Source organism: Bradyrhizobium arachidis (assembly GCF_024758505.1).
Classification (GTDB): domain Bacteria; phylum Pseudomonadota; class Alphaproteobacteria; order Rhizobiales; family Xanthobacteraceae; genus Bradyrhizobium; species Bradyrhizobium manausense_C.
Genome location: NZ_CP077970.1, coordinates 9,211,995 through 9,225,385, shown reverse-complemented (window position 1 = coordinate 9,225,385; position 13,391 = coordinate 9,211,995). Strand labels below are relative to the sequence as shown.

Annotated in this window: 12 protein-coding genes; 4 read left to right on the top strand and 8 right to left on the bottom strand. The window is 62.9% G+C overall.

Translation table 11 applies throughout. The annotated features are described in order from the left end of the window. Positions 1–134 precede the first annotated feature (134 nt). Together fdxA and KUF59_RS43025 are read left to right on the top strand one after the other, a co-directional pair. Complete coding sequence (gene fdxA, locus KUF59_RS43030; RefSeq protein ID WP_097666908.1) at positions 135–473, top strand: ferredoxin FdxA; 339 nt, start codon at positions 135–137, stop codon at positions 471–473. A gap of 344 nt (positions 474–817) precedes the next feature. Then, on the top strand, positions 818–1,642 hold the full coding sequence (locus KUF59_RS43025; protein WP_258768046.1) for a CarD family transcriptional regulator: 825 nt from the start codon (positions 818–820) through the stop codon (positions 1,640–1,642). 210 nt (positions 1,643–1,852) lie between these two features. Here KUF59_RS43025 and KUF59_RS43020 read toward each other — a convergent pair whose 3' ends face one another. Together KUF59_RS43020 and KUF59_RS43015 are read right to left on the bottom strand one after the other, a co-directional pair. Then, complete coding sequence (locus tag KUF59_RS43020; protein ID WP_258770087.1) at positions 1,853–3,241, bottom strand: adenylate/guanylate cyclase domain-containing protein; 1,389 nt, start codon at positions 3,239–3,241, stop codon at positions 1,853–1,855. A 660-nt stretch (positions 3,242–3,901) separates the two neighbouring features. Further along, positions 3,902–5,239, bottom strand: coding sequence for an adenylate/guanylate cyclase domain-containing protein (locus tag KUF59_RS43015; protein ID WP_258768045.1), 1,338 nt, complete (start codon positions 5,237–5,239; stop codon positions 3,902–3,904). A 445-nt stretch (positions 5,240–5,684) separates the two neighbouring features. Here KUF59_RS43015 and KUF59_RS43010 point away from each other — a divergent pair, with 445 nt between their 5' ends. Together KUF59_RS43010 and KUF59_RS43005 are read left to right on the top strand one after the other, a co-directional pair. Next, the gene (locus KUF59_RS43010; RefSeq protein ID WP_258768044.1) at positions 5,685–6,374 is read left to right on the top strand and encodes a DUF1326 domain-containing protein; all 690 of its coding nucleotides are present in this window, start codon (positions 5,685–5,687) and stop codon (positions 6,372–6,374) included. Positions 6,375–6,553: 179 nt separating this feature from the next. Further along, positions 6,554–7,507, top strand: coding sequence for an IS481 family transposase (locus KUF59_RS43005; protein ID WP_258768043.1), 954 nt, complete (start codon positions 6,554–6,556; stop codon positions 7,505–7,507). A 145-nt stretch (positions 7,508–7,652) separates the two neighbouring features. Here KUF59_RS43005 and KUF59_RS43000 read toward each other — a convergent pair whose 3' ends face one another. From KUF59_RS43000 to cyoB, 6 genes are read right to left on the bottom strand one after another with little or no spacing between them, the layout of a single operon-like run. Next, positions 7,653–8,186 (bottom strand): response regulator transcription factor, encoded by a 534-nt coding sequence (locus KUF59_RS43000; RefSeq protein WP_212458092.1) that lies wholly within the window; start codon positions 8,184–8,186, stop codon positions 7,653–7,655. Next, positions 8,176–9,567, bottom strand: a complete 1,392-nt coding sequence (locus KUF59_RS42995; protein ID WP_212458091.1) for an ATP-binding protein — start codon at positions 9,565–9,567, stop codon at positions 8,176–8,178. The genes KUF59_RS43000 and KUF59_RS42995 overlap by 11 nt, the downstream gene beginning before the upstream one ends. Continuing rightward, positions 9,539–10,378, bottom strand: coding sequence for an SURF1 family protein (locus KUF59_RS42990; protein WP_408918058.1), 840 nt, complete (start codon positions 10,376–10,378; stop codon positions 9,539–9,541). The genes KUF59_RS42995 and KUF59_RS42990 overlap by 29 nt, the downstream gene beginning before the upstream one ends. After that, positions 10,375–10,752 (bottom strand): cytochrome o ubiquinol oxidase subunit IV, encoded by a 378-nt coding sequence (gene cyoD, locus KUF59_RS42985; RefSeq protein WP_212458089.1) that lies wholly within the window; start codon positions 10,750–10,752, stop codon positions 10,375–10,377. Before cyoD ends, KUF59_RS42990 begins: the two co-directional genes overlap by 4 nt. Further along, positions 10,749–11,378 (bottom strand): cytochrome o ubiquinol oxidase subunit III, encoded by a 630-nt coding sequence (gene cyoC, locus KUF59_RS42980; protein ID WP_258768042.1) that lies wholly within the window; start codon positions 11,376–11,378, stop codon positions 10,749–10,751. The genes cyoD and cyoC overlap by 4 nt, the downstream gene beginning before the upstream one ends. Continuing rightward, the gene (cyoB, locus tag KUF59_RS42975) at positions 11,378–13,378 is read right to left on the bottom strand and encodes a cytochrome o ubiquinol oxidase subunit I (protein ID WP_258768041.1); all 2,001 of its coding nucleotides are present in this window, start codon (positions 13,376–13,378) and stop codon (positions 11,378–11,380) included. Before cyoB ends, cyoC begins: the two co-directional genes overlap by 1 nt. Positions 13,379–13,391: the final 13 nt, after the last annotated feature.

The following is a 13,391-nucleotide window of genomic DNA, read 5'->3' as shown; positions in this document are numbered from 1 at the left end:
AATTGCGCCTTGCATTCATTTCTTGGCTGCTCAAACGCGGAAACCAGCCATGATGGTGCGTTCCCGAGCTTGCGGCGCTGGTCTATCCGCGCTACGCAAGCCGCGACTTCTAAAAGAGCTTTTCGGAGCGTTGGATGACTTACGTCGTCACTGAAAACTGCATCAAGTGCAAGTACACCGACTGCGTCGAGGTCTGCCCGGTCGACTGCTTCTACGAGGGTGACAACATGCTGGTCATCCATCCTGACGAATGCATCGACTGCGGCGTGTGCGAACCGGAATGCCCGGCGGACGCCATCAAGCCGGACACCGAGCCGGGGCTCGAAAAATGGCTGGAAGTGAACTCCGAATACGCCAAGAGCTGGCCGAACATCACCCAGAAGAAAGAATCACCCGCCGACGCGAAGGAATTCGACGGAATGGAGGGCAAGTTCGAGAAATATTTTTCTCCGAACCCCGGCTCTGGCGACTGATCCGCGTCCAAACTTAACCCTAATAGCGCCGAAAGCGCCGAAAACCAGGCCAGAAGACCCCTAAATCATTGATTTTTGCGGGAAATGTGCTATATTGGGCACATTAAGTCGAACCCCGTCAGCCCCGTTGGCCCCTCTGGGTTCCCGTGAAACCAAATGTCGAACAGGGGCGTGGCAGTTTCCGCGCGCAGGCTGTGTCACAGAAAACGCGTAAAAAGAGTACTTCTGCTAAGGCTTCCCATAAGGAAGCCAAAAAAGCCGCCGCGGTGAGCCGTAGCGCATCCAAGGGCCGTGCCGCCACGAAGGCTGCGGCCGCAAAGTCCTCAAAGAACAAAAGAAGCGCAATGCCTAACAAGACTGCCAAACCGGCCGCGAAGGCGACCGTTTCTAAGCCTGCTGCTGCGAAGGCTGCTGTGAAGCCTGCCCCGAAAGCCCCCGTTGCTGCGCCCGCCGCCAAGGCCCCGGTGGCCAAGGCTCCGGCCGCCAAGGCGCCCGTTGCCGCTGCCAAGCCCGCCGTGAAGCCGGCCGCCGCCGCGCCGAAGGTGGAAGAGAAGAAGGTCGTGACCCAGCGTCAGGGGTTCAAGGCCAATGAATTCGTGGTCTATCCCGCTCACGGCGTCGGCCAGATCCTGGCCATCGAGGAGCAGGAGATCGCCGGCGCCAAGCTGGAACTCTTCGTCATCAACTTCATCAAGGACAAGATGACGCTGCGCGTTCCGACCGCCAAGGTCGCCAATGTCGGCATGCGCAAGCTGTCCGAGCCGGCCCTGGTCAAGAAGGCGCTGGAGACCCTGAAGGGCCGCGCCCGCGTCAAGCGCACAATGTGGTCGCGCCGCGCCCAGGAGTACGAAGCAAAGATCAACTCGGGCGACATCGTCGCGATCGCGGAAGTCGTGCGCGACCTCTATCGCTCCGAATCGCAGCCCGAGCAGTCCTATTCTGAACGCCAGCTCTACGAAGCGGCGCTCGATCGCCTGTCCCGCGAGATCGCGGTCGTGCAGCACTCGACCGAGACCGAAGCGGTCAAGGAGATCGAAGCCCAGCTCGCCAAGAGCCCGCGCCGCAACGCCAAGGCCGAAGCCGCCGAAGGTGAAGCCGATGCGGACGCCGAGGGTGATGCCGACGATACGGATGGCGACGACACCACGGTCGCGGACGAAGCCGCGTAAGCGCCTCGTCCAAGCAACAGATCAAAAGCCCGGCCGATCGGCCGGGCTTTTTGTTTTGGAGCGGCTGCTGATCTTGCTCGGCATTGTAGGGTGGGTTAGCCCCGCGGATTGCGCAAAGCGCAGTCCGCTAGGCGTAACCCACCACTTCCGTTGACGTTGAAAGAAAAGAGGTGGGTTCGCTACGCTAACCTACCCTACGCAGCCCGACATCTACGCCCCGCGCGCCTGGGTCCAGATCGCGATCGGCCGCTCGAGCCCACGGATGGCCTGCGGATCCAGGGCGATCAGCGGATGAAATGTTTCGGCGGTGCTGCCAAGCTCGGCCTTGGCGCGGCTGACGAGATCGTTGCTTGCCACCAGCGCGCAGTCGAGCGTGCGCGTCAACGCCTCGAGACGGCTTGCGGCATTGACGGTCGCGCCGATCACGGCAAATTCCAGACAGGTGTGCCCGATGTCGCCGAGCACCACCGGTCCGTAATGCAAGCCAAAGCTGACGCGCATCGGTGGCTCACCGGACGCGCTTCGCTGCTGGTTCCATCCGTCCGCCGCCGCGATCATGGCCTGGGCACAGCGCAGCGCATTGCTGGCATCGCGCGCGCCGGCGAAGGGCGTGCCGAACGTCGCCATCAATCCGTCGCCGAGATACTTGTCCAGCGTCCCGTCGTGACGGAAAACCTCCTGCTCCATCAATCCGTGGAATTCGCGCAACGTCCGCACCACCTCCTCCGGCGTGCGCGCATCGGCAAAGGCCGTGAAGCCGACGATGTCCACGAACAGCACCGCGACGTCTTGCGTACGCACCTGCTTCAGCGGCTCGTCGTGCTTCGACAATTCCGTCACGACGTTGGGTGAGAAATAGCGCGCAAGATTGCCGCGTTCGCGCTCCACCGCGGCATGTCGGATCAAGAGATCGTTGCTGCGGCGGACCGCGAGCGCCAACGTCACGGCCACGATCATGAAGACGACGATTTCCTGGATGCGGAGGCCGAATCCGATCGCACTGGGCGAGATCAGCGCGAGCAGCCTGTGATCGCTGCCCACCGCTTCTGCGATACGGGCGGTCAGCGCGGGATCGCGATCGGGTTGCCACCACACCCAGGCCAGGCCGATCGCCCAGAGCGCGGCGGTCCATATTCCCATCGCAACCACGGTGCGCCAGGAATAGGCCAGTGTGGCGCCCGAGAGCAGCACGAAGAAGTAGATGAAGTTGCCGAAATGGTACTGCATCGCCACCGGCCAGTGCGCGGTGCCGAAGGGATTCGGGACGACGAGGACGAATGTGAGCAGCGCCAGGTCGCAGAACAAAAGCGCAAGTTCCGGCCGCGACACGCCGACGCGTCCAACCCTGACCTGGGCCCAGCCGATCAGCGCGAACAGGCCGAGCAGCACCACGTAGTAGAGCTGCTCCCATGCCGGGTTGATGGCCGGCAGCAGGCAGGCGATGACGGCAAGCGCGACATAGCGCGCCCGTACGGCCAGTTGCAGGCCCTCCTGCTTGGCGGTCGCGAGCGCAGCCTGCGCGAACTCTACGGTTTCGGTCTCGCGCTGGCTGCGCGCGCGCGAAGGCGCGGCAGGCAAGTCGAGGCGCTCGACGAGCATTGTCACGGGGGGCGGTCTCCTCGCTTGGGCCGTTGCAGCACAGCGGCGGCTGTCAGCCGCCGCAACCGACAATCAGTCTAGTGATGCATGGCTGCGAGGTCATCAGCACGGTTGAGGGATTTCGTAGGGTGAGTTACGCCGAGCGGACTGCACTTTGCGCAGCCGCGGGGCTAACCCACCCTGCGATCTCTGCCGCTGGACTCAGCGCGCGTCGGTCCATTTGCGCCAATGCGTCGGCTGAATGTCGGCGTGCGCCTCACCGCGACTGTCGACCCAACTGGCCCCATCCTTGTGGCAAGGAAACGGAACCGCATGGACGATGCCATCGAAGTCCAATGTACAGATTTCGAGATCCCCGTCAGACGGAGCTGTCGAGGCGGGCTGCCAACCAGCTGAAGCGGCACGCATGATCTACCTCCGGCAATGATGCGGGGCGAGATGCAGCTTTGGCTCGCGGTGCAGCACCTGCTTGCCCCTTTTGCCTGCAGGGTCGATCATAGCATGAGACGAGCCGCGTTGAATGTGAACAGCTTCGCATTGCTGCGGCGAAAGCGCCGATCACTCGGTCAGTTCCGCTCGCGGTCAAAAAAACCTCTACGTCTCTCGCATGCGGCGTGGTCGGTTTAGGCTTTCCACCATCGCGTGTTGTGACGTAGCTATTCAGGTCGCTGCCCGGAACAGGCGCCACTCATTTGGCACTCCCTTGAGCGTGTAGGTGCCGTATTCTTCCAGGACGAGGCCGGAGCCGGCCACGAGATCGCGTACCGTCTGCGAGACCAGCACTTCACCCGGCGCGGCGATGGCCGCGACGCGCGCGCCGGTATGCACGGCGATTCCGGCAATGTCGTTGCCGACGAGCTCACATTCGCCGGTATGAAGACCGCACCGGACCTCAATGTCGAGCGTCCGTACGCTGTCGCTGATGGCGCGGGCGCAGCGCACCGCCCGCGCCGGCCCGTCGAACGTCGCGAGGAAGCCGTCACCCGTCGTGCTGATTTCACGGCCGCGGTATTGACGCAGGATCTCACGCACCCTGGCATAAAACGTCTCCAGCAACTCCCGCCAGGATTGGTCCCCAAGCGTCGCCGCCCGTGCGGTCGAACCTGCGATATCCGCAAACAACACGGTCGCGAGCACCCGCTCCGGCTCGTGGGCGTGGCGCCCTCCGGTCAGAAATTGCTCGACCTCGTCAAGAATCGAATCTTGGTCGCCGAACCAGGCCATATGGTCCTCGCCTGCAAGCTCGACGAGTCTGGCGCCGGGGATGTGCCGGGCCATGTAGCGTGCATGCTCGACGTCGATAACGTGCTCGGCGGTACGGTGCAGGATGAGCGTCGGTACGCGGGTCGCGGGCAGGATGTGGCGCACGTCGATCTCGCGATTCATGCTCATGATGGAGACGGCGGCGCCCGGACTTGCCGATGCCCTGAAATATGCAGCGAGGTCCTCCGCGGCACGGGGGTCACCGGCGATGCTGGGTGCCCACATCGTGGCGCTCACTCCTTGCGGAGTCCCCCAATGGTGCTTGAAGTTGTCCAGAACGCGCGTCCACCGCTCGTCCGTCCAGCCGAACGGATAATCGGGTGACCAGGAGCGCTTGGCGTAGCAGCCGTACAGAACCAGTGCCGAGGTTCGTTCGGGGTAGGTGGCGGCGTACAGCAAGGACATCGGCCCGCCCTCAGAAACGCCGAACAAGGCTGCGCGCTCGGAGCCGACCTCGTTCAACACCGCCTGCACATCGTGCATGCGCTGTTCGAGGGTAAAGATCTGCGAGCCACGATCCGACATTCCGGTGCCGCGCTTGTCGAACAGGATGACCCGGCAGAAGGATGCAAGACGGTGAAAAAATCGGCTTCGATAAGGCGATTGCCAGATGGCCTCGACGTTCGACACAAAGCCCGGCACGAACATCAGATCGAGCGGCCCCTCGCCCACGACCTGATAGGCGATATATACGTCATCGCTTTTGACATAGCGGGTCGAGGGGACTTCTGCCATTGCTCCTGTCCTTCGAAAAGGCGGGCAATAACGCGCGATCGATTGAGTTGCCATTCGCCGTTTCGATGCGGCTGCTGACGACCTGAAGGTAGTGGCTAGCGGATTGTCTGACAACGTTCCAAAAGCTCGCAGTGGCGGTCCGCAGAGCGTTGTCACAGCAGTAGCTTCAGGTCGGGAAAGGACGATGACCGGACGTCGGAGCGTCCCGATTGAAGTCACATGTCTACGCTGCTAGGCTTCAATCCTTGCACATACGAAGTGAGTGCGCCCCGTGAGCGAAGCGGGCGTGAAGCATTGATCTGCCGCCATTTCGGTCGCAGACGTGGCCGGTTGGAGCCGGCTCATGCGTGCGGATGAAGCAACCGCAATGGCGACATGGAAGTGCCCATCGTGAGGAGCTGCGCTCTCTGAGAGTAGCGTCACGAGTTAGGGAAGGATCGTAGGGATGGCTCATCAATGGCTATTCAAGAGCGAGACTTACGATAACTGCAATTGCGCGATGAATTGTGGTTGCCAGTTCAACTTGCCGAGCACCCACGGCTATTGTCAGTCGGCCTTCGTCGGCACCATCGTTGAAGGCCATTTCGACGACACGCCGATCGCAGGCCTGAACTGGGCGGGACTCTACAAGTGGCCCGGCGAAATCAAGGACGGAAACGGCCGGCGCCAGATCGTCATCGACGAGCGTGCGGATGAAACTCAACGGATTGCGCTTGAGACGATCATTTCGGACAAGGCATGCGAACCATTGAGCAATCTCTTCTCCGTATTCGCGTCTACATGTTCAGTCTCTTGCGAGACATTGTTCCTGCCGATTCATCTCGAAGCGGACCTGGAACTCAGGAATGCCAGGGTAGAGATACCCGGTCTCATGCGGAGCAGCGGCAGGCCGATGATCAATGAGTTTACCGGTCAGCCATTCCACATTGCGCTGGCGCGTCCCAGTGGCAGTTTCGAGTTTACCTACGCAGAGATCGGACTAGGTACGACCTCCGTCACTGGAGATATGGAGATGGCGTTCGAAGATTCATGGGCGCATTTTTGTGTTCACCACTTCGATCAGGATGGCTTGGTCCGAGAAAGATCAAGGCTCACCGCATGGCTCGGGCGCATGACCACGCACTCCGGGGAATGACGGCAACGGATCATTCGCGCCGATTTCGCCCCATCTGCGTGTGTTCGCTCTACGGTCGGCCTCGGAATGTAGCAGGCTTCGTTTGGGTGGGTTAGCTTTGGTCTCTCAGGAGGTTGTCCATCTGGTCTGAACCGAGGAAGCTGAGGTTGCGAAGCTTCAGTGTTCCAAGGAGAGACCAGATGAACGTCCACAAGAATGCGCCTTTGACGCCCAAAGGTCGAGAGGCGATGGTGCGAGGCGTGATCGATGGCGGGCTGAGCCAGGCCGCCGTGGCAGATCGGTTCAACACGACACCGAAAACGGTGGCCAAATGGGTCAAGCGGTTCCGCGCAGAGGGTGTTGATGGTTTGCGCGACCGCTCGTCGCGACCTCATTCATCGCCAAGCCAAACCCCTGTCGCCACGTGCGCCGCCGTCGAGACGTTGCGCCGGCAGCGCCACACCGGCAAGCAGATCGCAGCCGAGGTCAGGGTGTCACGGGCCACCGTCAGCCGCATCCTTCGCCGCTTGGGATTAAGCCGGATACGCGATCTGGAGCCCGCCGAGCCGGTGCGCCGGTACGAGCGCGAGCAGCCCGGCGAGCTCATCCATATCGACATCAAGAAACTCGGCAGATTCATCAGACCAGGCCACCGCATCACGCACGATCGCCAGAAGGGCGAAAGCCGCGGCGCCGGCCACGAGTTCGTCCACGTGGCCATCGACGATGCATCGCGCCTGGCCTTCTCCCAGATCCGGCGTGATCAGAAAAAGGAGAGCGCCATCGCCTTCCTCAAGGGTGCCGTCACTTACTACCGCAGCCTCGGCATCAAGGTCACCGGCATCATGACCGACAACGGCTCCTGCTACCGCGCCAAGGCCTTCGCCAGAGCATGCAGCAAGCTCGGTCTCAAGCACATCTTCACCAGACCCTACAGACCGCAAACAAACGGCAAGGCCGAACGCTTCATCCAGACCGTGCTGCGTGAGTGGGCTTACGCTCGCGCCTACGACACCTCAGACCAGCGCGCCAACAACCTGCCAATCTGGCTTCATCACTACAACTGGCATCGCCCGCACGGTAGTCTGCAAGCCAAACCACCGATCAGCCGCCTCGGCCTTCCGAAGGACGACCTGTTGAGATTCCACAGCTAGCCCCGCGGATTGCGCGAAGCGCAAACCGCTCGGCGTAACCCACCGCTTCTCTCACCCGTGGCATGGTGGGTTACGCCGAGCGGACTGCGCTTCGCGCAGCCGCGGGGCCAAACCACCCCAGGAGTCTGGGCTCTGGGAGAGATCGTTACTTCACCGGCCGCTTCTCCAGCTTCCTCGCCAGAGTGCGCCGGTGCATACCGAGCCGTCTTGCCGCTTCCGAGATGTTGAAATCCGTCTCGATCAGGGTCTGGTGGATGCGTTCCCATTCCAGCGTCTTGATCGAGGTCGGGCGGGCGTCGAGCGCAACGTCGGCGTTGCCTTCCGCCTTCTGGAACGCGGCTTCGATGTCGTCGGTGTTGGACGGCTTTGCGAGATAGTGGCAGGCCCCCAGCTTGATCGCTTCGACGGCGGTGGCGATGCTGGCAAAGCCGGTGAGCACCACGATCAGGGTTTCCGGATCGTGAGCGTGCAGCAGCTCGACGCAGGCAAGGCCGGAGGCGCCGCCGAGCTTGAGGTCGACGACGGCATAGCCGAAGGATTTCTCCTCCAAAATCGTCTTCACCTCTTCGATCGAGGCGGCGAGCACGACCTCGTAGCCGCGGCGCTCGAAGGAGCGTTTCAGCGTGCGGGCGAAGCCCGCATCGTCCTCGACGACGATCAGCGAACGGTCAGGCGTCAAAGCCGCCTCCGATCGCGAGCGTCGACAGCGGCAGCACCAGCCGCACCGTGGCGCCGCGCTTGCGGTGGTTCTCCGCCGTGACGGTGCCGCCCAGTTTGCGCACGACGTTGACCACCAGGAACAGGCCGAGCCCACCGCCGGCACGCCCCTTGCTCGACTGGTAGGGCTTGCCTAACTGCGCCAGCATCTCCGGCGCAAAGCCGGGGCCGCGGTCGCTGATCGACAGCACGAGATTGTCGCCTTCGCGCTCGGCTATGAGCTCCACCCATTCGCGCGAGACTTCATAGCCATTGTCGAGCACGTTGAAGATGACCTGCTTCAGCGCGATATCAGAGACGATCGCGACGTCTTCGCCAAACGCGTTGGTGAAGTAGAGCGTGCGCGCCGAGCGGGCGTTGCGCCATTCCTCGACCAGCGCGGTGAGGAAGGCCGTGACCGTGGTCGGCGAGGAGCCTTCGCCGCGCGCTTCGCCGGCGGAGACCAGAATGCCCGTCACGATCGATTTGCAGCGTTGCAGCGAGGTTTCCATCTCGGAGAGGTCCTCGGCGAGTTCATGATCCGCTGCGAGATCGGGCATGCGTCGCCAGTCGCTCAAAATGACCGAGAGAGAGGCGAGCGGCGTGCCGAGCTCATGCGCCGCGCCCGAGGCGAGCAGGCCCATGCGGACGATGTGGTCCTGCTCGGCCGCATGCTGGCGCAGGGCGGCCAGATGCGCGTCGCGTTCCCTGAGGTTGCGATTGATGCGGGTTACGAACACCACCAGCAGCACGGCATTGAGTGCGAAGCCGACGAGCATGCCGACGACCGTGAGGCTGTAGGTGTCGCTCAGCGGATTTTGCGGGAGGTCCAGCGGCCGATAAGCAAGCGTCAGCCAGACAAAGCTCGCGCAGGTCAACGCGACCAGCGACCAGGTCGAGCGCGCGTCGAGCAGCACGGCACCGAGCGTCACCTGGAGCAGGAACAGCGAGGTGAAGGGATTGGTAGCGCCGCCGCTGAGATAGAGCTGCACGGTCAGCGCGGCCACATCCAGCATCAGCGCGACCAGCAACTCGTGATTGGTGATCTCGGCGTGCCGCCACATCCAGGCCAGGCTTGCGATGTTGAGCGCGACCAGCGCTGCGATCACCGCGCCCATCGGAACCAGCGGCAGCGCGATGCCGAGCCACAGATACACGGCGCCGATGGTCGCGATCTGGCCGACCACGGCGATCCAGCGCAACTGGATCAGCAGCGCCATGTTCTTGCGGTTGGTGTCGTCGTCGCTCGACGATTGCGGCGGGAAGCCGGCGAGCTCCGTTCGCACGCCCGGGGCTGCGGTCATCTCCTCGTCGTGGGACGGGCGTCCCGCGTCGTCAGGTCGGCTTGACGATCGTTCCAGCATCTGATCCCGTCCCGGGGGCGGCGCGAGCCGCGCGGGCGAAGCGTGGGCGACGGAACAGCCCGCCGCCAAATGTGACCAAAAGTTTCCCCGCCAGCATAAAGGCCAGGGCAAACCATGTCAGCGCATAAATCAGGTGGTTGTTGGGAAAGCGGATCACGGTCAGGCCGCCGACCGGAGCATTGCGCGCGTTCGCCGCAGCGTCCGCGTCGATGAAGAAGGGGGCGACATCGTGCAAGCCGCGCGCTGCCGCGATTGCGGCGACGTCGCGCGAGTACCAGCGCTCATGCGCTGGCTCGTTGGTCCTCAGGAAGCCGCCCTTCGGTTCGGTGATGCGCAGCAAGCCGGTGACCGCGACTTCGCCATCGGGATTGCCGTCCTGCCGCGTGGAAGCGTCGCGCCGCTCAGGCGGCACGAAGCCGCGATTGACCAGGACCGTGGTGCCGTCGTCGCGCAGCAGCGGCGTGAGAACCCAGTAGCCGCCGCCTTCCTCCGTGACGGCTTTGACCAGCGTCTCCCGGTCATGCAGGAATCGGCCGCGCATTGCGACGTGCCTGTATTCTTCGCCGGCCGCCGATATCGCGGGCCAAAACGAAGCCGCGGGCAATGGGATAGCTTTCGCATGGACACGCTGCTCGACGCGATCGATCAGCGCGAGCTTCCAGGCCCGGCGCTCGACCTGCCAGATGCCGAGCGCGATCAGGACGGCGATGGCGGTTAGCGCAACGGCGATGAGCCAAGGAGAGGGCGATCGCGCAGCCGCTATCCGGCCGCGCGTTCCGCTGTCCCCAGATATCGCAAGACTATCGCTCACTTCATTCCGCTCATCTCGTGGACGGGCATCATGTTGGCCGTGAGGTGATGCATGACCCACAGCGAACCGGACAGCGCGATCACCACCATGACGATGGTGAAGATCAGCGCCATCATGGTCCAGCCGTTCTCGGAGGACGTGTTCATGTGCAGGAAGTAGATCATGTGGACGACGATCTGCACGACCGCAAAGCCCATGATGACCAGCGCCGTGACCTGCTTGTTGCCGAGCTCGCCGCTCATCACGAGCCAGAATGGCACGGCCGTGAGCACGACCGACAGGACGAAGCCGAGCAGATAGGTCGACAGCGAACCGTGGGCGTGCTGGTCGGGGTGATGATGAGCCGCGGCGGCGGCGTGGGTGTCTGATTTCATCGCAGCATTCCCATCAGATAGACAAAGGTGAAGACGCCGATCCAGACCACGTCGAGGAAGTGCCAGAACATCGACAGGCACATCAGGCGGCGCTGGTTGGCCTCGATCAGTCCGAAACGCCAGACCTGAATCATGAGCGTCACCAGCCAGATCAGGCCGAAGGAGACGTGCAGGCCGTGGGTGCCGACGAGGGTGAAGAACGACGACAGGAAGGCGCTGCGCTGGGGCGTGGCGCCCTCATGGATCATGTGGGCGAACTCGGTGAGCTCGATGCCGATGAAGGCAAGCCCGAACAGGCCGGTGATCGCGAGCCAGGCTTGCGTCGCCTTGATGCGGCCCTGCTGCATGGTCAGCATCGCAAAGCCGTAGGTGATCGACGACAGCAGCAGCATCGAGGTGTTGATCGCGACCAGGTTGAGGTCGAACAGATCCTTTGGCGCGGGGCCGGCGGCGTAGTTGGCGCCGAGCACGCCATAGGTCGCAAACAGGATCGCGAAGATGAGGCAGTCGCTCATCAGATAGATCCAGAAGCCGAGCGATGTGCTCCAGCCCTCGGGATGCGGATGCTCGTCAGCGAGGTAGAACAGCGGCTCGCCGGTCTGTTGGGGTTTGACTGAGATGGTCATCACTTGGCTCCGGCGAGCAGGTTTGTGCGCGCGTCCTCGGTCCGGACCACATGGTCGGCCGGGATGTCGAAGTCGCGGTGGTAGTTGAAGGTGTGGCCGATCGCGACGACCAGCAGGGCGATGAAGGAGACAGCGGCCAGCAACCACATGTACCAGATCAGGCCGAACGCCATTGCGGTCGAGAGCCCGGCGAGGATGATGCCGGTGCCGGTATTCGCTGGCATGTGGATCGGCTTGAAGCCGGCCAGGGGACGCTGATAGCCGCGGCGCTTCATGTCCCACCAGGCGTCGTTGTCATGCACGACGGGGGTGAAGGCGAAGTTGTAGTCCGGCGGCGGCGAGGATGTTGCCCATTCCAGCGTCCGGGCGTTCCAGGGATCGCCGGTGACGTCGCGGAGTTGCTCGCGGCGGAGGATGCTGACCGCGATCTGCACCAGGAAGGCGCCGATGCCGAGCAGGATCAGGAAGGCGCCAAAACCGGCAATGACGAACCAGATCTGCAGCGACGCATCGTCGAACACGCGCAGGCGGCGGGTGACACCCATCAGGCCCAGCACATAGAGCGGCATGAAGGCGAAGAAGAAGCCGGAGACCCAGCACCAGAACGACACCTTGCCCCAGAACGGCTCGAGCCTGAAGCCGAACGCCTTGGGGAACCAGTAGCCCATGCCGGCGAACAGCCCGAACAGTACGCCGCCGATGATGACGTTGTGGAAGTGGGCGACCAGGAACAGGCTGTTATGCAGCACGAAGTCGGCCGGCGGCACTGCGAGCAGCACGCCGGTCATACCGCCGACCACGAAGGTCAGCATGAAGGCGATCGTCCACATCATCGGCAATTCGAAGCGGATGCGGCCGCGATACATCGTGAACAACCAGTTGAACATCTTCGCGCCCGTCGGGATCGAGATGATCATCGTCGTGATGCCGAAGAAGGAATTGACGCTGGCGCCCGAGCCCATCGTGAAGAAGTGATGCAGCCAGACCAGGTACGACAGGATGGTGATGACGACCGTGGCGTAGACCATCGAGGTGTAGCCGAACAGGCGCTTGCCGGAGAAGGTCGAGGTCACCTCCGAGAAGATGCCGAAGGCCGGCAGCACCAGGATGTAGACCTCGGGATGGCCCCAGATCCAGATCAGGTTCACGTACATCATCGGGCTGCCGCCAAAATCGTTCGTGAAGAAGTTGGTGCCGACGTAACGGTCGAGCGACAGCAGCGCGAGCACGACCGTCAGCACCGGGAACGAGGCGACGATCAGCACGTTCGTGCAGAGCGAGGTCCAGGTGAACACCGGCATCCGCATCATGGTCATGCCGGGCGCACGCAGCTTGACGATGGTGCAGATCAGGTTGATGCCGGACAGCGTGGTGCCGACGCCAGCGACCTGCAGGCCCCAGATGTAATAGTCGACGCCGACATCGGGGCTGTAGCCGATGTTGGAGAGCGGCGGATAAGCGAGCCAGCCGGTGCGGGCGAACTCGCCGATGAACAGCGAGGCCATCACCAGCACCGCGCCGCCGACCGTCATCCAGAAGCTGAAATTGTTGAGGAAGGGGAACGACACGTCGCGGGCGCCGATCTGCAGCGGCACGACGTAGTTCATCAGGCCGGTGACCAGCGGCATCGCCACGAAGAAGATCATGATCACGCCGTGGGCGGTGAAGATCTGGTCGTAGTGATGGGCGTTGAGATAGCCCTCCGAGCCACCGAAGGCGATCGCCTGCTGCAGCCGCATCATGATGGCGTCGGCAAAGCCGCGCAGCAGCATGACGATGCCGAGGATCATGTACATGATGCCGATGCGCTTGTGGTCGACGGTGGTGAACCACTCGCGCCACAGATAGCCCCAGAGGCGGAAATAGGTCAGCGCGCCGAACAGCGCGAGGCCGCCGGTTGCGACCACGGCAAAGGTGCCGACGACGATCGGCTCGTGCAGCGGCAGCGATTCCAGCGTGAGCCGGCCGAAGATGAGCTTGATGAGATCAGGACTGGACATGTGTGTTCTCTTG

Bases quoted from the DNA above. Each gene is read 5' to 3' on its own strand.
- KUF59_RS43010 (WP_258768044.1), top strand. From the start codon at position 5,685: ATGGCTCATCAATGGCTATTCAAGAGCGAGACTTACGATAACTGCAAT.
- KUF59_RS43005 (WP_258768043.1), top strand. From the start codon at position 6,554: ATGAACGTCCACAAGAATGCGCCTTTGACGCCCAAAGGTCGAGAGGCG.
- cyoD (WP_212458089.1), bottom strand. From the start codon at position 10,752: ATGAAATCAGACACCCACGCCGCCGCCGCGGCTCATCATCACCCCGAC.
- KUF59_RS43025 (WP_258768046.1), top strand. From the start codon at position 818: ATGCCTAACAAGACTGCCAAACCGGCCGCGAAGGCGACCGTTTCTAAG.
- fdxA (WP_097666908.1), top strand. From the start codon at position 135: ATGACTTACGTCGTCACTGAAAACTGCATCAAGTGCAAGTACACCGAC.
- cyoB (WP_258768041.1), bottom strand. From the start codon at position 13,378: ATGTCCAGTCCTGATCTCATCAAGCTCATCTTCGGCCGGCTCACGCTG.
- KUF59_RS42995 (WP_212458091.1), bottom strand. From the start codon at position 9,567: ATGCTGGAACGATCGTCAAGCCGACCTGACGACGCGGGACGCCCGTCC.
- KUF59_RS43015 (WP_258768045.1), bottom strand. From the start codon at position 5,239: ATGGCAGAAGTCCCCTCGACCCGCTATGTCAAAAGCGATGACGTATAT.
- cyoC (WP_258768042.1), bottom strand. From the start codon at position 11,378: ATGACCATCTCAGTCAAACCCCAACAGACCGGCGAGCCGCTGTTCTAC.
- KUF59_RS43020 (WP_258770087.1), bottom strand. From the start codon at position 3,241: ATGCTCGTCGAGCGCCTCGACTTGCCTGCCGCGCCTTCGCGCGCGCGC.